Source organism: Furfurilactobacillus sp. W61-4 (assembly GCF_057545565.1).
The window spans coordinates 1-25744 of sequence record NZ_BAAJNZ010000004.1 but is presented as its reverse complement, the minus strand read 5'-3'; the positions used below and the strand labels follow the sequence as shown (position 1 = coordinate 25744).

At 37.8% G+C, this 25744-nt stretch carries 23 protein-coding genes and 1 pseudogene; 19 read left to right on the top strand and 5 right to left on the bottom strand.

Annotated features, from left to right (window positions below):
• Window positions 1-20: 20 nt before the first annotated feature.
• From AC27FN_RS05850 to AC27FN_RS05830, 5 genes are all read right to left on the bottom strand, one after another.
• On the bottom strand, window positions 21-554 hold the full coding sequence (locus tag AC27FN_RS05850) for a stage II sporulation protein M (RefSeq protein ID WP_487167078.1): 534 nt from the start codon (window positions 552-554) through the stop codon (window positions 21-23).
• 455 nt (window positions 555-1009) lie between these two features.
• Complete coding sequence (locus AC27FN_RS05845) at window positions 1010-1393, bottom strand: DUF805 domain-containing protein (RefSeq protein ID WP_487167077.1); 384 nt, start codon at window positions 1391-1393, stop codon at window positions 1010-1012.
• Between the two features lie 119 nt (window positions 1394-1512).
• Window positions 1513-2280 carry a CPBP family glutamic-type intramembrane protease gene (locus AC27FN_RS05840; protein ID WP_487167076.1) on the bottom strand — a complete coding sequence of 256 codons (768 nt, stop codon included), beginning with the start codon at window positions 2278-2280 and terminating at the stop codon, window positions 1513-1515.
• A gap of 34 nt (window positions 2281-2314) precedes the next feature.
• Window positions 2315-2887: a stage II sporulation protein M gene (locus tag AC27FN_RS05835; RefSeq protein WP_487167075.1), complete on the bottom strand. Its 573-nt coding sequence runs from the start codon at window positions 2885-2887 to the stop codon at window positions 2315-2317.
• A 221-nt stretch (window positions 2888-3108) separates the two neighbouring features.
• Window positions 3109-3876, bottom strand: coding sequence for a hypothetical protein (locus tag AC27FN_RS05830; RefSeq protein WP_487167074.1), 768 nt, complete (start codon window positions 3874-3876; stop codon window positions 3109-3111).
• A gap of 2055 nt (window positions 3877-5931) precedes the next feature.
• Between AC27FN_RS05830 and AC27FN_RS05825 the strand changes: the two genes are divergently transcribed.
• The 19 genes and pseudogenes from AC27FN_RS05825 to AC27FN_RS05735 form a co-directional block, all read left to right on the top strand.
• Window positions 5932-6528, top strand: a complete 597-nt coding sequence (locus AC27FN_RS05825) for a recombinase family protein (RefSeq protein WP_487167073.1) — start codon at window positions 5932-5934, stop codon at window positions 6526-6528.
• A 213-nt stretch (window positions 6529-6741) separates the two neighbouring features.
• Entirely contained in the window at window positions 6742-6936 is a 195-nt protein-coding gene (locus AC27FN_RS05820; protein ID WP_487167072.1) for a hypothetical protein, read from the top strand.
• A gap of 129 nt (window positions 6937-7065) precedes the next feature.
• Window positions 7066-7491 carry a hypothetical protein gene (locus tag AC27FN_RS05815; RefSeq protein ID WP_487167071.1) on the top strand — a complete coding sequence of 142 codons (426 nt, stop codon included), beginning with the start codon at window positions 7066-7068 and terminating at the stop codon, window positions 7489-7491.
• Between the two features lie 362 nt (window positions 7492-7853).
• The gene (locus tag AC27FN_RS05810; RefSeq protein WP_487167070.1) at window positions 7854-9176 is read left to right on the top strand and encodes a tyrosine-type recombinase/integrase; all 1323 of its coding nucleotides are present in this window, start codon (window positions 7854-7856) and stop codon (window positions 9174-9176) included.
• An 860-nt stretch (window positions 9177-10036) separates the two neighbouring features.
• The gene (locus AC27FN_RS05805; RefSeq protein ID WP_487167069.1) at window positions 10037-11026 is read left to right on the top strand and encodes a hypothetical protein; all 990 of its coding nucleotides are present in this window, start codon (window positions 10037-10039) and stop codon (window positions 11024-11026) included.
• Between the two features lie 80 nt (window positions 11027-11106).
• Window positions 11107-11973: a hypothetical protein gene (locus AC27FN_RS05800; protein ID WP_487167068.1), complete on the top strand. Its 867-nt coding sequence runs from the start codon at window positions 11107-11109 to the stop codon at window positions 11971-11973.
• Window positions 11974-12359: 386 nt separating this feature from the next.
• Window positions 12360-12839, top strand: a pseudogene (locus tag AC27FN_RS05795) (FRG domain-containing protein); the annotation flags it as partial.
• A 9-nt stretch (window positions 12840-12848) separates the two neighbouring features.
• Window positions 12849-13277, top strand: coding sequence for a hypothetical protein (locus tag AC27FN_RS05790; protein WP_487167067.1), 429 nt, complete (start codon window positions 12849-12851; stop codon window positions 13275-13277).
• Between the two features lie 311 nt (window positions 13278-13588).
• Window positions 13589-13984 carry a recombinase family protein gene (locus AC27FN_RS05785; protein ID WP_487167066.1) on the top strand — a complete coding sequence of 132 codons (396 nt, stop codon included), beginning with the start codon at window positions 13589-13591 and terminating at the stop codon, window positions 13982-13984.
• Between the two features lie 95 nt (window positions 13985-14079).
• Window positions 14080-14331 (top strand): IS3 family transposase, encoded by a 252-nt coding sequence (locus AC27FN_RS05780; protein WP_002816285.1) that lies wholly within the window; start codon window positions 14080-14082, stop codon window positions 14329-14331.
• Window positions 14332-14336: 5 nt separating this feature from the next.
• Complete coding sequence (locus tag AC27FN_RS05775) at window positions 14337-15221, top strand: IS3 family transposase (protein ID WP_487167304.1); 885 nt, start codon at window positions 14337-14339, stop codon at window positions 15219-15221.
• A gap of 208 nt (window positions 15222-15429) precedes the next feature.
• On the top strand, window positions 15430-16146 hold the full coding sequence (locus tag AC27FN_RS05770) for a nitroreductase family protein (protein ID WP_003572070.1): 717 nt from the start codon (window positions 15430-15432) through the stop codon (window positions 16144-16146).
• Window positions 16147-16922: 776 nt separating this feature from the next.
• Window positions 16923-17186 (top strand): hypothetical protein, encoded by a 264-nt coding sequence (locus AC27FN_RS05765; protein WP_016511100.1) that lies wholly within the window; start codon window positions 16923-16925, stop codon window positions 17184-17186.
• Between the two features lie 114 nt (window positions 17187-17300).
• Window positions 17301-19073, top strand: a complete 1773-nt coding sequence (gene kdpA / locus AC27FN_RS05760; RefSeq protein ID WP_260252465.1) for a potassium-transporting ATPase subunit KdpA — start codon at window positions 17301-17303, stop codon at window positions 19071-19073.
• 48 nt (window positions 19074-19121) lie between these two features.
• Window positions 19122-21203, top strand: coding sequence for a potassium-transporting ATPase subunit KdpB (kdpB, locus tag AC27FN_RS05755; protein WP_072557539.1), 2082 nt, complete (start codon window positions 19122-19124; stop codon window positions 21201-21203).
• Window positions 21204-21221: 18 nt separating this feature from the next.
• Window positions 21222-21821 carry a potassium-transporting ATPase subunit KdpC gene (gene kdpC / locus AC27FN_RS05750; protein ID WP_033098912.1) on the top strand — a complete coding sequence of 200 codons (600 nt, stop codon included), beginning with the start codon at window positions 21222-21224 and terminating at the stop codon, window positions 21819-21821.
• Window positions 21822-22037: 216 nt separating this feature from the next.
• On the top strand, window positions 22038-24722 hold the full coding sequence (locus AC27FN_RS05745; protein ID WP_153629968.1) for a sensor histidine kinase: 2685 nt from the start codon (window positions 22038-22040) through the stop codon (window positions 24720-24722).
• Window positions 24712-25413 carry a response regulator transcription factor gene (locus AC27FN_RS05740; RefSeq protein WP_487167065.1) on the top strand — a complete coding sequence of 234 codons (702 nt, stop codon included), beginning with the start codon at window positions 24712-24714 and terminating at the stop codon, window positions 25411-25413. Before AC27FN_RS05745 ends, AC27FN_RS05740 begins: the two co-directional genes overlap by 11 nt.
• Before the next feature lie 165 nt (window positions 25414-25578).
• Window positions 25579-25744 (top strand): KUP/HAK/KT family potassium transporter (locus tag AC27FN_RS05735; protein ID WP_487167303.1); only part of this gene is annotated, 166 nt, incomplete at its 3' end.

Below are 25744 nucleotides of genomic sequence, written 5' to 3'. Positions count from 1 at the left end.
AGTAGTTTTCCTTACCTCGATTAATGAAGAAATGATTTCATAAGGATTGGTGTGATGTAGTATTCGATCAGTGCGGCAAAAAATAGTGGAATAACAGCCTGTAAGATGCTATCTACAGCAGCATTTTTTAAAACATTGCTAAATGGAGTTTGGGTTCGATGACGGAATCGTTGATAAACATAGTGACCCAAAGATGCACCGATAGCAGCGGCTAGGAACTGACTTGAGAATTCAATTATGCCATGGGGCAATACGCCAACTAATAAGATAAGTGGAGGGCATTGTGCCAGGCCCAATAGAGCACCTATAATTGCCGCATTGTAAATAACCCACAAGTAAGAGAAAGATAGCAGGATTAGTCCGGCTAAAATTATTGCTAGACTAGCCATAATTTTATTAATATATATTCCGAGGAAACCTTCACTGCCACCTTTGATTTTGGTTTGATGCACTAAACCAAATATTTCTTTCTTTAAACCACTGTAGCGAACGATTAACGCGACTATTACCCAAGTTATAATCATTACCACCAAATATTGTAAGTCGCGATGCAATTAGTCCTTCTTGAAACGGTTAAATGAGTCATTAATCATTTTATTTTTCTCCCCCTAAATGTTCAATTTAATGAATTAAGGATAGCAAGTGGTAGAGCAGCAGAAAACTTTTTGTGTTTTGAATTTGAAAAAGATATGGAACACAAATGTAAGAGGCGCTCAAATCTTTATAAGATTGGCAGGATGGGTAAGCAAAGCTTCGCTTATTTGGGCTTAAAAAAAACTAGTTATTTTCAGCCATTACTAAATCGACGGCATCTTAACTTTATTTGAATTAAGAGCAAGGGGAGGCAATCAAGTTCGAGTTTTAGTAAATTGGTCATAGTCGATAAAGAAACCGACTTCAATAGCTTCATCAAAGTCGGTTTCTGCTTAAATGTAGTTCAATAATTGCAAATCATAATTTCATTGCTAAATGTTGCTGATTAAGTTCTGTTATTTTAATTGGACGGCTCTCATTCTATATCAGATTGGTTGTCAGGCCATTGTTCATTGAGCTTTGAAGGTAACAGCATCAGAACTAAAAACCAAATGCCCCCAATAAGTGGAATAACCTCAATTAAAATCCACCAGTTACTTCGGCCTGTATCGTGTAATCGACGGGCGCGGATCGTGAAATTAGCGATCCAAAAAATTAATGAAATCACCCAGATGCTGGTGTCCGTTGCGAAAACCTCAAATGGATTTGACGCAGTGAAGGCTCTTGCAGGGGTACCCAATAATAATTCGATGATTAAAGCGATAATGAAATTAATAATAATTGGTACCCAATACTGGCGACGCGTTGCAGTAGCATCCCATTTGAACATTTTTGTCCAAAATTCTTTATAAGCATTCATGATAATCTCCCCCTCATTTTCTTTGAGTGTAAATCATGCAAAATAGTTGTTCAAAAAGTGGTACTTGTGAGTTGACTAGGATTTCGTAAAAACATTGAATTTGGCTGGACATGTCTGGATTAATGTAGATACAACATAAATGCACTGGTGAGCGTTGCCAGCAAAAAGCCAGATGTATCAAATAGGTAATGCATAGCAAACGAAGTCCAGATACTCTTGGAATGAATGTACGCACCCGTCATAATAATTCGTTCCACGCCAATTATTAGTAACATTTGTGGGATATTCCAATTGTAGACAGCAAAGTGAACCATACCAAAGACAAACAAGGAAACAATTAGTGATCCCCAGATGGCTGCATTTCGAGTGAGTTTAAATTGCTGCATCAAGATGGCGGTCATTGCTAAGAAAATGAAAATCCCTAAAAATTCTTCATTCATTAATTGAAAAAGGCTATTAAATGCCTTGTTTAAGAACAGGGTCCATTTATGTGCACCACCGAGAGCTGTAAAATTAGGATTGTTTACAGATTTTATGCCAACTAATAATAGAATTTTTTGTGAAATGGTTCCGTAAATGTACTGGGAAATTAACAATAGCGCAGCGAATAACCACTCTTTGAAAGTAACATGGTGGAAAAGATGCCAAGGTGTTTGACCAGTAATCAGCCGATATCCGCCAAGAAATAAACAAGTTGGTATTAGTGAAAGTATGAAGAAGGATGACCACGATCCTGCATTTGATACATGTTCAGAAATTAAAATGACACTGACCATTAAGACAATTGGATAAATAAACAATAACCAGAGTCGAGTGGGATTAATCTGGTCTCCAACCAGTGGAAAAGGCCGAGTATCGCCACGCCGTTCAAAAAAGTTTTTTTTCATTTTTGTGTTCCTTCCGGAAAAAATCTAAGTCTGGTTAACCGAGAACTGACTGCAAGATCAATGGTGTGATATAGGTCTCTATTAATGCAGCAAAGAATAATGGAATGGCAACGTATAAAATAGTATCGATAGCGATATTCTTCATGGTGTTACTAAATTTTTCCTCTGTTCGGTGTCGAAGGCGCTGATAGACGTAATGAACTAATGTTGCGCTAATGGCAGCTGCAAAGAGTTGGGAAGAAATTTCGAATATGCCATGTGGCAATACACCTGCAAGAAACATTGCAAATGGATTCGGTGACAGACCTAGTAACGCCCCAATGGTTATCGCATTATAGGTTATCCACAAATAATATAATGGGATGGGAATTAACCCAACTATAATAATACCGAGGCCAGAAGAAAGATTATGTCCATATAATCCTAAGAAGCTCTCATTACCCCCTTTGGGGCTTGTCTTGTCTATCAAGTGCCATATTACTTGATGAACATTACTGTATCTGATAACTAGGGTGACAATGATCCAAGTTATAATCATTATCACCAGATATTGTAAGGCACGATGTAAGTAGTCTTTCTTGAAACGGTTAAATGAGTCACTAAGCATTCCGATTACCCCCTAAAGAATAAATATGATGTTTCTAGGGTAGCAGCAGACCAGGGCTTGGGGAAATTTTTGTAATTTTAAGTTAGTTAAATAGTAAATTCAGAACCTTGGCAAAAAGTGGAACCATGACGAGCAAAAGATTGAAAAACATTCATGCGTAAATAAAAACGCTACTTTATTGGATCAAAGTAGCGCTTCTTTAAGGCTTGAATATGATTGGGTTAATGTAGATACAACATAAATGCACTCGTGAGTGTTGCCAGTAAAAAGCCAGATGTATCGAATAGGTAATGCATAGCAAATGAAGTCCAGATACTCTTGGAATGAATATACGCGCCCGTCATAATGATTCTTTCTACGCCAATTATTAGTAACATTTGTGGGATATTCCAATTGTAGACAGCGAAGTGAACCATACCAAAGACAAACAAGGAAACAATTAGTGATCCCCAGATGGCTGCATTTCGAGTGAGTTTAAATTGTTGAATCAAGATAGCGGTCATCGCTAAGAAAATGAAAATCCCTAAAAATTCTTCATTCATTAATTGGAAAAGGCTATTAAATGAGCTATTTAAAAATAGGGCCCATTTATGTGCACCACCGAGAGCTGTAAAATTAGGATTGTTTACAGATTTTGTGCCAACTAATAATAGAATTCTTTGAGCAATAGTCGCGTAAATATACTGGAAAATCAATAATAGTGCAGCATACAACCATTCTCTAAAAGTAACATGACGGAAAAGATGCCAAGGGGTTTGACCAGTGATCAGCCGATATCCACCAAGGAATAGTCCCGTTGGTATTAGTGAAAGAATGAAAAAGGATGACCACGATCCCGCATTGGATATGTGTTCAGAAATTAAAATAACGCTGACCATTAAGATGATTGGATAAATAAACAGTAACCAGAGCCGAGTGGGATTAATCTGGTCTCCAACCAGTGGAAATGAACGAGTATCGCCACGTCGTTCAAAAAAATTATTTTTCATTTGTGTGTCCCCCTCTAAAAGATAAATACGATGTATCTAGAATAGCAGTCGGACAGCGCTTGGGAAAATTTTTGTGTTTTTTAGTTAATTAAATAGTGATCTCAGAACATTGGGAAAGATGGCGACCATGACGAGCTAAAGATTGAAAAACGTCATGGCCTGCTCGTATTGAATAGCTGAGCAAACAAACCAAAAATCAACGGAATAAGTAATTTATGTAGACAATTCTACTGGCAAGCTCAGGACTTATAAGCAAACTCTGATCTGAAAGAGATGGCTTGCTAATGAATATAAATTAGACGAGGCTTAATCACACGAGGACCGGCGGCTAGCCGGCTTTTACTTTGGACATGTATTTACTCTGATTGAAGAGTGGAGCATGGTTAAGTTGATTACTTTGATTAGCGCTCCTTATTATCGGCGAAATTTCCTTAATCGCTTTCGCCGGAAGTACTGAAACGTCTGCTTTTTTGAACCAAAATTAGGCGATAATTTGACTAGGTTAAGGAACAATCCCCAGTGAGGATTAAGCTTCACAAAGTAGATTAAACCATTCTGATTATCGTTAATCATGAAGGCCACTTTTGGTCACATTGCTTGTTAGATCGGCGTTTTGAAAGAATTTGAACGAAGAGATAACTTTGATCAGATTAACCACTTGCTAGATCGTACAATGATCTTGTTGAAAAATGCTTAACCGATCAAAGCAAAAACAGCCACCGAGCTTTTTCTATTAAGCCAACAATGATTATAACCATGAAGAAGATTCATCAAGTGATTAATCATTGCAGCAGGCATTATACAACAATGAAGACTATGTTAAGTTGGTTCAAATCAGCAGAATTAAGTGATTATTCTAAATTGAATTAGCATTTTGTTAAGGCAAATTAGAACAAGACGACCTCAATAGTTGATGGCCACTGATCAAGTTAAAAGCTATGAATCAAAGAACGAGCCTTGGTGCCAAATTGATCTAACAGCCAAGTATTTAATCGCCAGCGAGGCAATCTTATCGCACAGATCGCCACACAGCCATCCAAGGTTGAAGACCAATATTCATACCAAACAGCAATCAAGATGGCACACAAGCTCACATGTTGGCACACAAGGGTTGATTATGGGATATGAAGACCTCTAAAGGTGATCGCATCAAGGTTAAGTGGATTGATTTAAAATGGCAAGTTGTTTAATCTGATTCAATCACTAAAATCGCCTGACTTTCCTAATTACTGGGAATGTATTCTAAAAGTTGCTTCATTATATGTATGTAGTGATGACCGGCTCTGCCGGTCTTTTGTTTTGCCCAAATTATAAACTTGGTCCAAATGGCAATCTTTAATTTGAGACGATCTTGCCGATGAATACTGCACAAGTGAATTATAGCCATTAGGTTAAGTTAGCAACCTGCCAGAGACGACCAATCCTGTGCCGAGAGACGATCCGTTCAAGAATACTTCATCACTGCGTTCCAGCTCAAAACTAAGATTTATGCATTCACCAGAGACGATACACTGCCAGGCGGTTAGTAGATTCCTTGAACAATACTTCATCAAAGTATTTGAGTTAATCATTATTGCCGTAACCATCATGAATGTGGCAAAGTTCAGACTTGATATAGGACGAATGGATCAAGAATACGGTATGCCCATTATTTAGCTAATTGATCTTGTTTTTCCTATTTGATGACGATTCTTTGAACAATACTGCCGGACCGTATTTCAGCCAATGAAGGCAGCAGTTTCGAACAAGCGAATGCTATTTCATCACTGAGACGATTGGTTAAGGAATACCACGCCAGCGAATTTTATCGATTTTGCAAAGAGGACTATGGCACAGAGACGACAATCTCATATTTTGAGACGATCGTGGCAAGAATACCTTATGACTGTTTTCTAGCCAATTTATTAACCTAGAATTGGCATTTGAGACAACTGATTTAATTTTGCTTCTAAAACGGGACGAATGTTGATTTACTACCAAGAAGTAATTAATGAAATAAAAGTGTACTTGAAAGTCACCTAAACTCTTATATATCAAGCATAGGAGTGAATTGTGATGGGTAAGATAGTGGCATATATTAGAACAAGCACCAATCGGCAGGACTTAGGTTTAGAGTTTCAGCTTTCGGAAGTTTCAAAATTTAAGCCTGATCGAATTTATAAAGAACAAGCCAGTGGACGAAAGGAAGATCGTCCAGAGTTAATTAACGCTTTAGCTGCGTTGGAAGCAGGAGATACGTTGCTCGTGTACAAGCTTGACCGACTTGGGAGGAGTGTTAAGCAACTAGTTAATATTGTGGCAGAGCTAGAAGAACGCGGTGCTTTCTTTAAATCAATTCATGACAATATTGACACGACTAGCATTAATGGACGGTTTATGTTCACGATTATGAGTGCAGTAGCTGAGTTAGAGGCCGGTTTGATCAGTGAAAGAACTAAGGACGCCCTTAAAATGACCGATAAAAAATTAGGCCGTCCAACAAAACTTTCTGATAAGCAAAAAGCTGACTTGTTGAAAGCATACCAATCGGCCAAAGTGCCCGTGAATACGCTTGCAAAGCGCTATGGGGTAAGTCGGTCTTATGTATACTCCCTTGTGAAAGAGACTGGTACGACAAGGAATACAGCACAATTAGATGTTGCACATTGGTAACACTGTTGCTACTATAAGTTAAGTAATTAAATGCACCAATGGTTCTGATAACGTTCATTTTTCAGTCAACAGAAAAAAGCCGATATGACCAACTTGAAAAGTCAGTTATATCAGCCTTTAAGGGTTATGTATTTTACTATTTTTACACCGTCCAAAAAATGAAGCCTTTATCAGTACTGGTTCTATCTATATAAGGAAGCTAAGAATAGCCGATTGAAGTATCTTCGCCAACATGAAGACGAATCAGGGGACTTGTTAGTGGTTAAGCATAGTAAGCAGGTGTTTTCTGATGACGTAGAGGTGGCGTTACGTGAACAAATCGCTAAAGAGGTTTGCCTGATTAAACCGGCCTTACTTGATAAAGTGATTGCTAATCATGGGGAGTATAATTCTGGCCGGAAGAAATGAATTAAGTGGCAAAAGAACTCAATCCGTCTGTAGTTCTGACCTAGAATTGAGCGTTTTATTACAAGATTTGACTTAAAAGTACAACAGAGTTGCAATCACATCACTTAATAAATAAGGAGTGTGATTGTTATGTCCACAACGTCAGAAATGTTAACTAGGGTTCAGAATATCTTAAATGACCCAAAGAATCAGAAAGGTCTAACCCGCCAAGAGATTTGGCAGAAGTTAACCGAGGATAAGGACTTCGCCAAAGTGATGTACAACGCCGAGGGTGATCCACGAGGTGGTTTGTTGTTAGGTATTATCCATCGAGTTAAAGATGGCAAGATCCCTGGGCTAGTTCAGGTTAAGGCAACCGACGGACGGAGTTTGATTATGGCTGACGATCGGCCAATGGCGCCATTGGTAAGGCAATTAGAGAACTTTTTGAAGACGGCTGGCAACCTTGCCAAACCGCAAAAGATGACGAGTACTATGGTTAAGTGGTACGAAAGTTACAAAGAAGAGATTGGCAGATTACAGAAGCTTGCTGACGAGACGGTTGGTTTTAAGTAGCCGATAAACGCTAATAATATAGTAGAAAGTGATGACCGCTCATTTTTTTGAGCGGCTTTTTTGTGCCCAAATTTGACTAAATGACTGGGATTTCAACCTTTTGAGAGTTATAACACATCAAAATGTGTTGATGGATAAGAACTTCCTGTCAACAAACAGAAAAGTGTGTACGCTTAATGTATTGAGTTAGGAAAGGGCAGAAGCATGGCGAATAAGTAATGTGGTTAAGGCGATTAAATGACGTGAAACGTTGGACTGACTAGCTTATTCATCAAAAAAGTTGATGGATAAGAATGGTCAGTAAACGAACTGAAAACTCATTAATTTAGATATATCAAACAACAGAAAGGTTGATTGTAGTTATGGCGAAGCAAAATTCAGTAGGTAAAGTGGTTAAAGGTAAGGGTAAGGTATGGATTGGTGGTACGACGACTGGAGTGCTACAACGGGATGACGGAGGTCTGTTGTTCAGGCTCAAATTTAATATTAACGGTAAGGCAACACAATTTGAACAAGCCGTTTATGATCACTTAAGCAAACGCCAGGCTAAGGAACAATGGGACGAGTGGTGCTTAGCCACACGGGCTGGACAACAAGATCGGCCATCTGAAAGACCGACGCCTAGTTTCTCCGAGTTAGGACAGGTAAATAGTAAATGGGAGACCTACGCCCGCGCAACACTTAGCGTAAGCACCTTCCATAAAGTTCGGTCCATGGTAACGATCCTAAATAAGGATAAGACGTTGGCGAAGTGGACTAAAAAACCGGTTAGTTCTCTTACGCAGGCGAATTGCCAAGGGATTCTAAATTACTTGAGGACTCAAAAAAAGCAGAGTTTTAATCAACTGGTCAGATATAAAGAATCGATGTCGTCAGTGCTTAGCTATGCCAAGGAACAAGGGTACGTAGATAATACAGTCAGTTCACATTGCTGGCTTGAGACCAAACTAGAACATCGTAACCGGCTTAACAAGCAAACTAAAAAAACTTTTGCGACGGACGAAGTTAAAATAATCTGGAAGTACCTTAGCTCTGATAAAATTTGTAGGAAAATGGAATTACCATTGAAGGTCGCTATAATGGGCGGACTAAGGCGAGCAGAACTTCAAGGACTTGTATGGGACGACCTTAAACAAGATGAAGATGGTAATTGGTATCTTTGGATTCGCCGAACTATCATCTCGGACGAAACGGATGCCGGCACTTCATTTTTAACCGTTAACCCTATGACTAAAAATGGAACGTGGAGAAAGGTGCCGTTGGGTAAAGGATTAAGTGAGCAATTATGTGATTTTAAAAAGACCGCTTGTCATAAACTATGGCATTCCGGTGGAAAAGACTTTGACATTATTTTTTGTGATAAAAAAGGTAAGCCGTACGAGGGTAAGACATTTTGGCGTTGGTGGAATTTGGTAAACGATCAATTGGTAAAAGCTGGGCGTTTAAAAAAGAGTTATCCAATTCAAAAATTGCGGTCGACTGGGATCTCACTATGGGCTAACGAAGTTGGACTATCGATTTTTGACGTTGCCACCTTGGCTGGCCACAAAAATATTTCTGTAACTAAGCGGTATTATTTGTCTAGTGACGACAAACATGTTCGATCTTTAAGCAGTAAAATGACTCAACTTATTGATAACTTAGAAACTGAAGATGTGGATTTAGAAGATGATCAAGCTTCATAGTAGTAAGGTAGCGGTGCACATTGTGCCGCTATTTTTTTTGATTCAAAGATAAGCCGGCTTTAGGAACATAATTAACTGATGCTAAGCTATCTTATAAGGTTAAGCTGAGTGAGACCAAATCGAGTTTTTAAAATTGAACCAAGTAATCGACCAATCATGTTCTAGTGAGTTTCAAAAACCATGTGAAATAATTGAAGCTACGCGCTACTGGTGGTATAGTCGCTAAGGCTATTTTGACCAATAAAAAACTAATTAATCAAAGAGCATGCCAAAATGTGAATTGGCATGTACAGACTTTGTTAGATACATAGATGAATCTATGTAAAGGGTTGTCACTGTAAGTGAGTGGCAGCCCTCTTTTTTTGACCATTTTTGTAAATGTTTTTGAACAGTACCTTAAAAGAGGGCAGTGAGCGCAGGTAGAGCACCATACGTAGTGTTGTTATAGGGTTCTGCAGTAAGTCTGACTCGAAAGTGAATTCTGATAACTAGTCTGAGTAGAGACCTAAACGAGCATAAGAGCGCTTTTTAAAGGTCCCTTTGAAAGGACTATCAGTACATTGTGGCTAAGGAGTTGGGAGATTAAGTTAAACCTTATTTTCTCCCAGATGGTTAAAAAACGTCTGGACACGTGAAATAAAATGTTGCAAATTTGCAGTAACAATTAAAGAAATTATTTGAGCGTTCCATTATTGGATAAAAATGTGGTGACAAGCTAATAAAATGCTAGTAGCCTAGGAACTAACCAGTGGTGGATAGTAAGAATCGTAATTATCTTTTGATGATAAATTAGGCCATCAAAGGCTGTTAAGGAAGCGATAGCAGTTATGGAGTATACGTCAACCAAGAGGCAGCATATCTTGCCTGCAGAAATCATAGGGCAGTTCTCTGCCCAGAGTACCGAAATACGTCCAAGAAAACGGTTAGTTCAGGTATTGAGAATAGGTACAGAAGACTGTCTGAGTCAAACCGCTGAATCTTTTTTCTATGCTAATGACCACTTTACCTTAGGTAAGGATACTGATGTGGCCAATGATACGTTAGACAAGTATGAAATCGATAAGCTTTGGACAATCCCAGAGCATGGTTTTGTAAACTGGTTTCAAAGTTTTACCAAAACTAGAAACACAAATGGTAAAGCCCGGGTACCCTATATTGATTTTTGCATGTGTATTGAACTTTGTACGCAAATACTCGTACGTAGTGACTCGTTTGATAAAAACTTTGGTATGCGAATGGAGAGAATTCTTGGCAAAGACTCAACGTATAACACCCAGGATAATTTAAACGAGGCAAGGCTTATGGAAATCCAGCGCATACGACCATTGTTGCTATACTCTGACATGCATATTGTTCATGCTCCACAAGGTACTGAGTATGTAAATAACAACCATGGGTTTACCATTACTGGTCCAAATGGAAAACCGCAAGGAGTACTAATCCCGATTTCTAATAGCATGCTTTTGGTATTTAATTTTCTAACTCGTGAAGAAGATTATGAGCGGAACTCACTATTAAAGCGTAGAAAATATGATCCGTTAAAAGGTTCAGTGAGCATTAACGTTATTCATGATACAAAGCAGAATGTTGAACGTACTAACAACTCACTTGCTATGGTTGCTAACCAGTTTATATTTGGAAATACGCGAGAAGACTTGGTTAAGCTTAAGGATAAACTTAATCAACCTTTTTCAGAGGTGTCAGGATTTGCTGATATTTATGGTTTATGGGCAGGAAATGCCGAAAATGCTGAAATCCTAGGACAGATTGCTATTGAGCATGAATCTGATTACGAGAAACTTTATGGGTCGGATGTGTTGGCGGCAGTTAGCCCAGTTATTCGAGTATGAGCGCCGCATAAATAAAATCACCCTAGGTTCCTATGAAACTGCTTGAATAAATTGTTTAAAAACATTGACAGGAGAAGATAATGAGTGAAACTAAGTATGATTTTGTATATTGTGAAGTTGATTTGCCAAACGAGTGTCATCAACTGCTAGATGGTACTGCTGCTACTGTGGACATAGCAGCATATTTTAAGAACCATAAAAAAGAGTTGTCTTGTTTTAGTGATAAATTCATGTGCCCCGGATGTAGTGTTGCAAGGCTGGCTTTGAAGCACAGCGTAAATGATCTTGTTTTCTTTTCACGAAATAAGAATAGTCCGCATGCGGAGGGTTGCTATTATAATCTACCGAAGGCTACTGGCGAGGAATCAACAAGTTATTATTCAAACCTGAATGACAAACAGATTGAGAGCAAATTAGAATCAAGTATACGACAGCTTAGAAAGGGGTTTGCGGACCAACAACCAACCCTGGTTTCCAACGACGATGCTGAAACAAGGGAAGACGATGAACCAGCTGAAATCATTACGGTAAACCATCGTGAAAGAAAAACTGTCAGAAAGCTGTCATTACGGACTTTTATTAACAAAAAAGATTTCAAAGAATTAGACGGCCAAATTGTAGTTTTCTATGGTACATGTTCATTGTCTTTATCAAAAGTTCGTCCGTATAGTCCTAAAAAAAATGAAAAGCCTGTTCTATTTTATCAATCAATTCAGGCTGGACTTTCAGGTGTTAAATGGTTTAAGGAATTTAGTACATCAGAAAAGAATGAGCCGGTGTTTGCCGATTTGAATTTTCCGATTATGAGTAGTCAAGACGTAAAGGTCAGGGATGTTCAAGACGATTACATTGCTGTATTTATTTGTAGGGTTAAATTTTCAAGCAATAGAGAATATCCGAATTTATATTTGCTTAAAAATGGTTCATTTCGCTTTGAAAGTTTATAAAACGGGGGATTTTTAACCAAGGACATTTTACTTTTGCAAACTAGGATAAAGAATCGACACATTTTAAACGCTGAAAATGAGGGCTTTATGTAAATGACGAAATTATTTAAAGAAACTGATGACACAGGTGAAAACATATTGGCACAAGTGTGATATGGTCTTCGTGGCAATTATGAATTTGAGTTTGAAAACAAAAAAAGTTTTACTAGACCAATACAAAGTGTCTCTGATTATATTCAGGCAGTTACTTTGTTACTGAATAATTATTACTCGTTAGGCTCTTCATTGAGTGAGTTAAATTCTCCATATTTAGAAGCTCCGGAATACAAAACTTTAGGTGGCGATAACGATTTCTATACGGAGTTAATTCAAAACGGTGTTTTTTTCGTGGAGAATCTAAGTTTCACAAGTTGGCGATTCCATCGTTATTCAGAGTGGAACAAAACGTGATTAACAAGGATAAAATGTATAAGCGTATTCTGAGTGTTGTTGGCGAAAAGCTTTCGAATGTAAAGGAACCAATTAATCAGTTGGCAATAATGCAGCATCATGGGTTACACACACGGGTAATGAATATTTCAACAAATGCGTTGGTTGCACTTTATTTTTCCTTAACGGATGTGGATTCTTCTCAGCAAGATACTACTCAAGGATCAAGTGATGACGGATATGTATATGTCTATACGCCGATTCACAAAAGTAATGAAGAGGATAGCGAAAAAAGTACGGATATTAAGTATATGGATAGTGATACTGTCTTAATTAAATCTGCATTAGCACAGATGAGGTTTCATGATAAAGTTCTATTATCCCAAATACCTAAAGGCCTTGTTTTAAATCATGATAATAGACAATGTTTGATATAGTATGGCGGTTTGGACCCGGAAACGGATGACGCGATTGGCAGACTATATCACCTGATTAGTCTTCAAGTTACCGATTTTGCTGAAATAATAAAAAGTGATGATCTTTTTGGGGCTACTTTTGTTAGAGCTTCTCAACTTGATGAGCGTATTATTCGGCAAAGTGGGGCATTTATTTTATTCGGACTTGATGGTTATCAGGTTAACTTGAAGGCTCCCCAGAAAAGTCTTATTGAAAACATTAGAATGGAGAGCTCTAAGCAAATTAGGATGAGCCGGCTTTCATGGAATAAAAGACCGGTTCGAATAAAGATAGCTAATGAATTTAAGCGACAGATGTTAGAAGAGCTTAATCTTCTAGGAATAAATGCGTCTACTATTTACCCAGATATTAATAGTCAGGCAAAAAATGTGAATAATATGTACAGCGAAATAAACTGATTTTTAAAGGGCTGCTGTCTAGCAGTCTTTTTTTGTGGAATGCTTTTTAAGTGCATAGGTAATTGGGGTTATGAACAATAGAGAAGTAGTTTTTAGATGATAATAAGGATGATGTAACCAAAAGCGACGGGACATACTATAACGGTGGCCTTCAGATGTATAACGTTTTCATCATTGACTCATGACCGCCGAACTTGATGACATTGACGACAAACTAACTTGTATAAAGTTTGATGAGAAACGTTACGCATGAAAGCCAATGATACTGACAAACTATTAAACTCAGTACTATCAACTACAGAAGAGAATAGATGATGTTTAACAAGGTAATAGCATACATCCGGACTAGTACAAACAGACAGGATTTAGGGCTTGAGTTTCAATTGAAAGCTGCTGAGGAATACCATCCTGCAAAAGTGTATCAGGAACAGATTTCAGGTCGCAAAGAAGAGGGGCTCCGAGGTAAATTAATTCCATTAAAAATCGCGAAAAGTGCTGCTACCATTAAGTTGGTGGCAGTTTTTGTTTTTTGGCTAAAAACTAGAATTATCGGGATTTTTGTACTTTGTTTAGCAAAGAGAGACCAAAATGAGCACGCTCGAAAAGCTTGGTACATTTTTGGGGCAGTAGGCGAGTTGATTGATCGAAACTTTAAAATGGTAAAAGTGAGAGACCAAAATGAGACCACACGTCTAAAATGCCAGTAGTTAAGCTGGCTAAGTGGATGTAAGCTGATTCCTGAGACAACTTTTAAGAGAGCGTATAATGAATAAATCGTCTCTCAAAAGGAAGGAATTTTTACATGCCAACTCGTTACGACAAAGAATTCAAACAAAACATCATCAACCTATATAAACAAGGCGAATCAGCCGCCCAACTGGCCAGAGAATATGGCATTGGCTATTCAACCGTTCATAAGTGGATCCAGGGCCAAGCCAAAACTCAATCCGGTAAATCGCCAGACGAAATTAAAGCGATGGAAAAGCGGCTGGCTTCCCTGTCTGAGGAGAACGAAATCCTAAAAAAAGCCCTGGGCTTCCTTGCGCAGAAGTAACCAATATTTTTGATTACATTCACCAAGAAAGCCATCACCACCAGGTAACTAAGATGTGCCGAATCCTCGGTGTTTCCAGAGCTCAGTATTATCGTTATCGATCCCCAAAGCCTTCAAAACGCCGGGCCGAAGATGTGGACTTAAAACAACGGATTCTGCGGATCTTTGCGGAATTCAAGCAGCGATACGGCGTTATGAAGATCCACCATGAATTGAATCTGGAACTTCAACCACTGCAGCGTCGGTGCAGCCCAAGACGGATTTCCCGGCTCATGAAGGAACTGGATATCCACTCCGTTACCGTCAATAAATGGAAAGCGGCTTCCAAAACCAAGGTTGAACAGCGTCCCAACTTGCTTAAGCAGGATTTCTCGACCACTGGTTTAAATCAAAAATGGACCGCTGATATGACCTATATTCAAACGAAGCGTAATGGCTGGTGTTACTTATCAACCATCATGGATCTGCACTCACGACGAATTATCGGCTATTCATTCTCAAAAAAGATGGCTACTGATTTAGTCTTAAAGACCCTGGAAAGCGCGGTTAAAAATCGAACCATTACTGGGGACCTGATTATCCACACAGACTTAGGATCACAGTACACCAGCGATGATTACAACCAACGGTTAACAGAACTACATATCCGCCATTCTTACAGCCGTAAGGGGTGTCCATACGATAATGCACCAATGGAATCTTTTCATGCTTCCCTCAAAAAGGAATGTGTTTATCCAGTGCCGGTCTTTGAGAATTATGAAACTGCCGCTGCTGTCCTTTTTGAATATGTGCATGCTTTCTACAATAGGAAGAGAATTCATAGTTCACTGGGCTACCAGACCCCCTTACAAGTTGAAATCGCAACACTTACGAGCCAAATGGCCGCCTGATTTAATGCTTTCTATGGTTCAAATAAGTTATTAATCACGATTAATGATTTATTTGAGCTGTGGAAGGTAAACGCGGTTCTGAATGTCTCTTAAAACCTGTCTCAAATATTGACTTCAATCCACCTTGCTGACGACGGTATTGCAAGACCACGAATTCTTTCCTTACATTAGCTAAAACTTCGACTATAATTATTTTGGAGGCGATTACATGTTTTTAGATCATCGAACCATTCGCAAATTTTCCACGCAACAAGTTGACCCGCAATGCTTGAACCGCCTGATCACTGTGGCCCAACATACTGCAACCTCACATTTCTTGCAATCTTTTAGCATTATTCATATCACCGATTCCGCACTGCGTTCACAAATCGCCGCCATCAGCCACCAAACTTATGTCGATGGCAATGGTGAATTATTGATTTTCGTGGCGGATCAATACCGCGCAGACCTATGCGCCGACCACCCTAACCAACTCAGCTCAACGGATAAATTTATCCAAGCCGCATCGGATACTTTATTGGCGGCAGAAAACCTCGTCGATGCCGCTGAAAATCAAGGGTTAGGAACCGTGATTTTAGGCAGTATCCTCAATGATCCAAAACAATTGATCTCCCTGCTTCACCTACCGAACCTCACCTTCCCGATTTGTGGCGTGATTGTCGGCTATCCCGATCAAAAACCAAACTTCAAGCCGCGCATGCCGCAAAGCTTAATGAGCTTCGACAATACTTATCACTTACCTGACGACTGGAAAACACAACTAACAGATTACGACCACGTGATTCAGCATTACTATGCGACCCGCGATACCAATCAGCGCGAAGAAACCTTCTCCCATTTGTTAGCTAACGGTGCCGCCCATACGCCGAAAAAGCGCAGCGAACTACTCGATGCCTTGCATCAACAAGGGTTCTGTTTGAAATAACAGGATAATAAATCGATTCATCTTTTAATTTTAATTTGTGTCTTGTCAAGTGTCATGCGACAATCATCTCTAGGCAGCTGCCTCCAAAGGGGGTGTTGTCTTTGTTGAAGGATCTATTCACAGTCGTTGTCGGCCTGTGGTGGTCGGGGTTATCATTGAGTTGATCAAACGTTGGCTGGACTTGCGACAACTTTTGCGACTGCCGTTGCTGTTTGAGGATACTACCGATTGTGGGTTGCATAGGGGACCTTCTTTCATAATGCCAAGTTTATTTGCTTTTAGCCACTAGGGTATACCCTAATATTCATTTGCACTTTTACACTACACTAGGAGTTATAGACGTGCATTAGGACTGTTAGAAAAGGAAACGTTGAGACTAGATTCGTAACGCTCTCTTGATTTCCCAAGAGCAACGTTTAGATTGGCAGTGAAATTCTTCGATAAACTATTATGGATAGGTTAAGCAACATAAGGTGGAAATATACTTATGAATGACAGTGGTTTAATTGTGTAGACCGCAATCATTATCATAACAGTATAAAGCTAATAGAAGGTAGGAAAGAATGGCGCATAATTCTTTCCTACCTTTTTTATTGCTGCTAGTCTGATTAACCATTGATTTACTATCGGTCAAAATTTTTATTATGAGATTAGACAAATTAAATATATGCTTTTAACAAAACATTAACATGAAATTTTAAATATTAACACCATTTTAACACCTTTTCAGATACTATATCTTTGGTTGATTTGAATATGTTTTGGAGATGTTCAAAATGATTGATAATTATTATTACAAAGATTATTCGGACCAGTATAGTCGAGAAAAAATAATTTGTTTAATTGATAATGATATTAAAAAAAAGATGGGAGGCTACATTAAAAGTACTTCAGGAGACCTTTTCATAGCAGATGTTACAATTTTTTATTTTTTCGATACTGCTCAGCATCTTAAATTTGACTACGGATTCTCAGACAAAGTTCCTATTAGTGTTAGAAAATTTTGGAAACAACGCATTAACGTGATGGAGCACCCTTGATTAAATTAAAAAATTAATTGGAAGTGAGACAAATGGTTTTGGTCTTAGGAACGATCTTAACAATCTTTTTATTAGCTTATCTAATTTATGTTCTAGTGAAAGGAGAATCATAGTATGCCAACATGGGCTCAATATTTACCATATATCATTGTTCCATTATTATTAGCCATTCCATTAGGCAAGTATATCAGCCATATTATTAATGATCAGAACAATTTTATGAGCAGAATTATCCGACCAATTGAAAACAAAATATATAAATTTTTTCGTGTGTCTAATCGCGAGATGAGTTGGAAAACTTACTTACTAAGTATTTTAATGTTTTCTTTAGTTAGTTTTTTAGTTTTGTTTAGTATTTTGAAATTCCAAAATTATTTACCTGGGAATCCAGAACATTTTTCGGGGCTTTCTTGGTCATTAGCGTTTAATACTGCTGTTAGTTTTGTAACCAACACTAATTGGCAATCATATTCTGGGGAAATGGCTCTTTCTAATTTTTCTCAGACGATTGGTTTAACTGTTCAAAACTTTTCCTCTGCGGCTGTTGGAATTGCGGTTCTTTTTGCATTAATTAGAGGTATCCAACGTACAGAAGCAAAAGCAATTGGAAACTTTTGGCGAGACTTGACCAGGATCTTTCTATATCTTTTAATCCCGCTTAGTTTGTTTATGTCTATTATGCTCATGGCAGGTGGTGTTCCTCAAACAACTGGTGGTTATAAAACTGCTACCTTGGTACAACCTGTTGCCGTTGATAAACATAACCAGGCGATTTATGGGGCTGAAATTAACGTCAAAAAAAATACAGTTAGGATTAAAAATCATAAAATTGATGGGGCAAAAATTATAACTAAAGAAACCTTACCGTTATTCCCACAAGCTTCCCAGGTATCAATTAAGTTATTGGGGACTAATGGTGGGGGGGTCTTAGGTGCTAACTCTGCCCATCCATATGAAAATCCAACACCTTTTACAAACTTTATTGAAACAACGGCAATGCTTCTTCTGCCCATGGCGCTATGTTTTAGCTTTGGTGAATCTTTAAAGCGGCGTAAGGAAGGTTGGGCAATCTTCTCAGCTATGGCAATTATGTTTGTAGTTGCGTTAATATTTGAAGGAATTGTTGAACAACATGGGTCCACTTTAGCTCATATTGGTAATTTGGCTATGGAAGGCAAAGAAACTAGAATTGGTATTCCTGGATCAGCTGTCTGGAGTATTGTTACTACTGCAACATCTACAGGCGCAACGAATGCAACATTAGATAGTTTTAGTTCTCTGGGCGGATTAATGCCCATGGCTTTAATGCAATTAGGCGAGGTTGTTTTTGGTGGTGTAGGATCTGGATTGTACGGCATGCTTGGATTTATCATCCTAACAGTTTTTATTGCTGGGCTAATGGTAGGACGTACACCAGAATATTTAGGTAAAAAAATTGGGCCTTACGAAATGCGTATGGCTGTTATCGCTTGCCTATCAACGCCAATTGCAATTTTAACTTGCAGTGCTATTCCAGCAATGTTAAAGAGTACTTTAACTAGTCTTAATAATAGTGGAGCACATGGATTCTCTGAATTTTTATATGCTTTTTCATCAGCAGGGGCAAATAATGGTTCCAGCTTTGGAGGGTTCAATGGTAATACCATTATTTTCAATGTTTTATTAGCTGTTGCGATGATCATTTCTCGTTTTCTCCCTATTATCGCTATAATGGCAATTGCTGGTAAAATGGGACAGCATAAAATTGTTGCTAGTAGTTCGGGAACATTATCAACTACAAGTCCAACCTTTGTTTTTATGTTAATAATCGTTGTATTAATCATTGGCGTGCTTAGTTTCTTTCCAGCACTATCATTAGGACCAATAGCGGACTTCTTGACACATTAATATGATTTTACATTATGCGTTTCTAAAATTAGTAAGGTGGGTCTGACTATGAATGAAAAAATAGAGAAAAATCAAATGTTTAACCGAAAAATGTTAGGAGCGGCACTTAAAGAAACTTTTCTTAAGTTAAAGCCTAACCTACAAATTAAAAATCCAGTGATGTTTCTAGTTTATGTATCAGCAATTGCAACGACTATCTTATTTATTTTATCGTTTTTGGGCATCTCAGACAGAATTGTAAGTAGTGGTTTTATCTTTACAGTAGCTGTAATTCTTTGGATTACTTGCCTGTTTGCAAACTTTTCAGAGGCTGTCGCTGAAGGGCGCGGTAAAGCTCAAGCGGCAGAGTTGAAAAAATCAAAACGTGCAGTAATGGCAAAAAGGTTAAATAAAGTTGGCGATTTATCAAATATTGAAAAAGTTAGTGGAGAAAACTTAAATAAAGGTGATCTATTCCTTGCTGAAGCTGGGGAAACCATTGCAGCAGATGGTGAAGTTGTCGAAGGAGCTGCTTCTGTTGACGAGAGTGCAATTACCGGTGAATCTGCGCCGGTAATACGAGAAGCTGGCGGAGATCGCTCTGCTGTTACCGGTGGTACTACTGTTTTATCAGATCATTTGGTCATCAAGGTAACACAAGAACAAGGTGCTAGTTTTTTGGACAAAATGATTGGAATGGTAGAAGGTGCTAACCGTAAAAAAACGCCTAATGAAATTGCACTAGAAATTTTTTTAGTTGCATTGTCTATCATATTTGTGTTGGTAGTGGCGGCATTATACACGTATTCTCAGTTATCATCTCAGATACTTGATATGAGAAATCCAATGTCTATTGTATGGTTAATTGCATTACTGGTTTGTTTAGCCCCGACAACCATTGGAGCACTTCTTTCAGCTATCGGTATTGCTGGCATGAGTAGATTGAATCAAGCTAATGTTTTAGCAATGAGTGGTCGGGCCATTGAGGCTGCTGGCGATACCGATGTATTACTCCTGGACAAAACTGGGACAATAACATTAGGCAATCGACGTGCCTCAGCATTTATTCCAGTCGATGGCCATTCAGAAAAAGAATTAGCAATTGCGGCACAGCTTTCATCCTTAGCTGATGAGACGCCGGAAGGAAGATCAATTGTTGTATTAGCAAAAGAAAAATATAGCCTTAGAGAACAGAACTTAGAAGCAAATCAGGCTAAGTTTATTCCATTTTCAGCACAAACTAAAATGAGTGGTGTTAATTTTGCTGGAGATGAAATTCGTAAAGGTGCTTCGGAGAATATCAAACAATATGTCCTGACAAAAAAAAATAAATACAGCGAAGAATGCCAAATAGCAGTTAAGAGAATTGCTGAACAGGGAGGGACACCTTTAGTAGTATGCAAGAATGGTGTTATTCTTGGTGTTATCTACTTGAAAGATATCATAAAACCCGGCGTTAAGGAAAAATTTGCTGATCTAAGGAAGATGGGCATAAAGACAATCATGATTACTGGCGATAATCCAGTAACCGCTGCTGCCATTGCTGCTGAAGCTGGGGTTGATAGTTTTCTATCTCAGGCTACTCCAGAAAGTAAAATGAAAACCATTCGCGAATATCAAAATAAGGGACATTTAGTTGCCATGACTGGCGATGGAACTAATGACGCTCCTGCCTTGGCTCAGGCCGACGTTGCTGTAGCTATGAACACGGGTACACAGGCTGCAAAAGAGGCTGGTAATATGGTTGATCTAGATTCTTCACCAACTAAATTAATTAAAATTGTCCAAATTGGTAAACAATTATTAATGACTCGAGGAAGCTTAACCACTTTTTCAATTGCAAACGACATTGCTAAGTATTTTGCTATCATTCCGGCTATGTTTGTAGGATTATATCCCAAGTTAAATGTGCTTAACATTATGCATTTGTATAGTCCAACAAGTGCAATCCTGTCAGCATTGATTTTTAACGCACTAATTATTGTCGCCTTAATTCCCCTGGCACTCAAGGGAGTACGTTACCGAGAAGTTCCAGCTAGTCAGTTACTGCGGCATAATTTGCTAGTTTATGGGCTTGGTGGGATAGTTGTTCCATTCATTGGAATTAAGTTGATCGACTTGATCATTGCACTCATACTACAGATTCTATGAGAAGGGAGAAAGACAATAATGGTAGTTAAGACATTAGGTAAGTCAATTTTGGCAGTAATTGTCATAACGATTATTTGTGGTATCTATACCTTAATTGTTAGTGCAATTGGGCAAACCTTTTTTACCTCACAAGCAAATGGCAGTTTAGTTAGATCTGATCAAACAGTAAGGGGATCAGCACTAATTGCACAACCATTCACAAGCAAAAAATACCTGTGGGGTAGACAGATGGATATTACTGTTGGCGATATAACAGGACAAAAAAACAATAAAAATATTATGTACTCTGTGGCCTCACAAATGAGCCCTAACGATAAAAGTTATCAAAAGGAGATTATTGATAAAGAAAAGACAATAAAAAGATTGAATCCCAATGCCACTTATCGACATGTTCCCATTGACCTAGTAACTAATTCAGGAAGTGGCTTAGATCCGGAAATATCACCAACTGCTGCTAAATATCAGGTTAAGAGAATTGCTAAGGCTCGGCATGTCAGTGTTCAAAAAATTCAACGAGTGATTGACCAAAATACCAAAACTCGCACTCTGGGAATTCTTGGTGAACCTCGGGTTAACGTGCTAGAAACTAATCTGGCCTTGGATAAACTATCAAAATAACTTTTGAAGCTTAGCTGAGATAAGTCGCGGGTTAAGCCCCTAAATGATTACCATATGTGATAATCATTTAGGGGTTTTGTGTCATATGTAATAGAGCCTATAAAGATCTTGATTTGAAGATTATAAAAGACAAGACTTTATTTTTGGGTAAATTTAGTTAGAACGATAGTATACTTACCAAGGATATTCTTGTATTCTATTTGGAGGGATAACTAGATGAATCAAAATGAACGTGCAAGTAGGTACTTAAAAGATGCAAATCTTGAAACTTCAGGCAGGGGGAAATTAAAGATTTTCTTTGGTTATGCCGCTGGTGTTGGCAAAACTTATTCTATGCTAGCAGAAGCACAGGACTTGAAGCAGGAGGGCCAGGATGTCATTATTGGATACCTTGAGGATCATGGCAGGGCAGATACACGCAATCTTGCTAGGGGGTTAGAATCAATCCCTGTAAAAAAAGAATCCTATAAGGGAATGTATCTTCAAGAATTCAATCTCGATGGTGCACTGGAACGACATCCACAGACAATTTTAGTTGATGAGTTAGCACATACAAATACGAAAAAAAGTCGCCATTTGAAACGTTATCAAGACATTCAGGAATTACTTACTGCTGGTATCAATGTTTATACAACGCTAAATGTTCAACATCTAGAAAGCCTGCACGATATAATTTTTGAACAATTAAACGTTGATATTCAAGAACGAGTACCAGATTATATATTTGATATGGCAAATCAGGTCAAGTTAATTGATATCGAACCCAATGATCTGATCAATAGACTTAAAATTGGAAAAATATATGCTAGAAATCATATAAGGCAAGCATTAGCTAATTTTTTTAAATCTGAAAATCTTACTACGTTAAGAGAACTTGCATTGAGGAAAATGACTTTAAGATTGGCTACCAACTCAAAGGTAGGTACTGATCGGCTACTAGTCTGTTTATCCGGATCTAAGAGTAATGAACGTGTCATTCGTTCTGCTGCACAAATGGCTCAAGCTTTTAATAGTGACTTCATTGCGGTTTATGTTAAGAACAATCAGTTTAATAAATGGGAGGAAAACTTAAATAATAACATTAGCCTTGCCCATCAACTAGGTGCAAAGGTTATTAAATTGCAGGGTGAGAACCCAGCTCTGCAAATTACAGAGTATGCCAAAGAAAGCAGCGTAACCAAAATTGTACTTGGGGCTAGTCCTTATAAAAAAATATGGCAAACACGATCTACACTTGTGTATCAAATAGGATATCTGTTACCAGAAGTTGATGAGTATGTAATTAATAGTGCTAAAACTAATTTGAATCAAGTCCAACATTTAAATGGTACATTTTTAACCCATTTTAAAGGTTCACTTAGTAAGTCTGGCTCTAAGCGCATGGCTAAAAATATGCTAATGATTTCAAGTATTATTTTGGGAAGCACAGTGGTTGGAGAACTATTAATATTTGCACAAGTACCATTGGTAAATGTCGTTTTGGTTTATATGTTAGGGATCATGCTCTGCGCAATTAACCTAAAAGATCAAGTATATGGATTCTTATCAGCTTTTTTAGCAGTAATTAGTTTCAATTTATTTTTTACCAAACCCTATTTTTCTCTTAGTAGTAGTCCAGTTTACTTGTTGACATTTTTTTTAATGCTACTAGTTTCAATAATCAGTAATTATTGGACACTAAAATTGAAGCACCAAGTTCAATATAACTCTAACCGTGTCTACCAAACAGAGGTGCTGTTGGAAACTATTCGTAAATTGCAACAAGCCAAATTATCAACCGATATTATTGACACGACTGTTCAACAACTACAAAAAATTTATAGTGCTACAATGGTCTTTTATGAATGCCAGGATTCTAAGTTACTGCAACCTAAAATTTATCTGTTAAACCAAAGCCAGAGCTCTTTTTATGAGTTTTCCAGTGATAACGAGAAAGCCATTGCAACCTGGGCATTCAAGAATGGTCAAGAAGCTGGATTAACTACTAATACTTTACCACAAGCAAAGTGTTTATATTTACCTATTTTTGGAAATTCCCCTTCATCAGTTGTTGCGGTTATAGGCTTAGCAATAAATTCAAAACGATCTTTGGAAATATTTGATCGTAATTTAATTATTTCGATATTGGATGAATGTGGTCAAGCCTTATCAAGGATGAGAATCCTAAATGAAAAAAGAAAAGCTGAAATTAAATCGCATCAGGAAAAACTCAGGGCTAACTTGCTACGAGGAATCTCCCATGATTTACGAACACCGTTAACAAATATTTCTGGTAGTGCAGATATATTGAAACGAGAAGGAAATAAGCTTAGTGATGTTGAGAAGTATACATTATATGAATCAATATTTAATGACTCTTCATGGTTAATTAGTCTAGTGGAGAATCTATTGGCAATGACTCGTTTAGAGAGTAGTCTTCAAGTACGTCATTCTCCAGAGTTAATTGATGATATTATTCAAGAATCTTTGCAACATCTTAGCCCAGGATTTGAAGATCATAAGATTACCGTTAACTTGTCTGATCCATTATTAATGGTCATGGCTGACGCACACTTAATTACCCAAGTCATTATTAATATAGTTAACAATGCTATTCAACACACACCGGAAAAAACCAAAATTTCGATTAGAATTTTTCAAAAGAATACCAATCAAGTCCAATTTGAGATTTCAAATAACGGACCAAAATTAACTAATGGTGATCTGGCTCACCTATTTGGACTGTTTTACACTGGCAAACAAAAGCAACCATTAAGGGCTCAAAGAGGGCTTGGAATTGGCTTATCATTGTGTAAATCTATTATTGAAGCTTATGATGGTAATATTTGGGCTAAAAATTTAAATAACGGCGTATGTTTTTACTTTACTTTACCTATTTGGAGCAAAAAAAATGAAAAATAGAATTTTTATTGTCGAAGATGATCCAGAAGTAGCTCGATTAATACAAATGACATTAAGATCCGCAGATTATAAGTATGGCATAGCTAGAAATGGCAATAAAACGCTCCAATTTATTCCAATTTTTCAACCAGATGTACTTTTACTTGATTTAATGTTACCCGATATGGATGGGATGGACATTATTAAGCAAATACGAGCTGCCAACAATAATATACCTATTATTGTTATTTCAGCACGTGATGAGGACGCCGACAAAGTGCAGGCTCTAGATTTGGGTGCTGATGATTATTTAACAAAACCCTTTTCTATTGATGAATTACTGGCTAGAATTCGTGTTTCCTTGAGAAGGACTAACATAATATATAACAACGGAAAAACCAATATTAATAATTATTGTAATGGAGAATTGACTATCAACTTTGATTCACAAACGGTCAAAGTAAACCAAAATGAAATCCATTTAACACCAATCGAATATAAGGTTTTGATTATTCTTGCTGAAAACACTTCCCGCGTGTTGACACATCGCTATCTGTTGAAAGAGGTCTGGGGGACAGAATCGGTTGAAGATACATCTTCTCTTCGAGTGACCATTGCAACTTTGCGAAAAAAGATTGAAGTTAATACTCAAAATCAGTATATTAAAACACATATTGGAGTCGGTTATCAGATGGTTCAACTAGATAGTTAAGAATAGAAGGCCCATAATTTATGGTTTCAATCAGTATATCGTAAATTATGAGCTTCTTTAAAGTGATTTCATTATGATGTATATGGCATAGTTGCTTTTCTTCGTGTTTAGGCTTACTATTTTGCAGTGCTATATTTCAATAATTAGCGTTGGGGGCAAGCAAATATGAATAAGCAACTAGAACGTGTTTCTTTTGCGGGGGCACTTGTTACTTTAGGAATTGTGTACGGTGATATTGGCACTTCACCATTGTATGGATTGAAGTCAATATTTGAGACAGATTTTAAGAGACATTCAGAACCGCGTTTACCTTCCACAGCTCAAATAAATC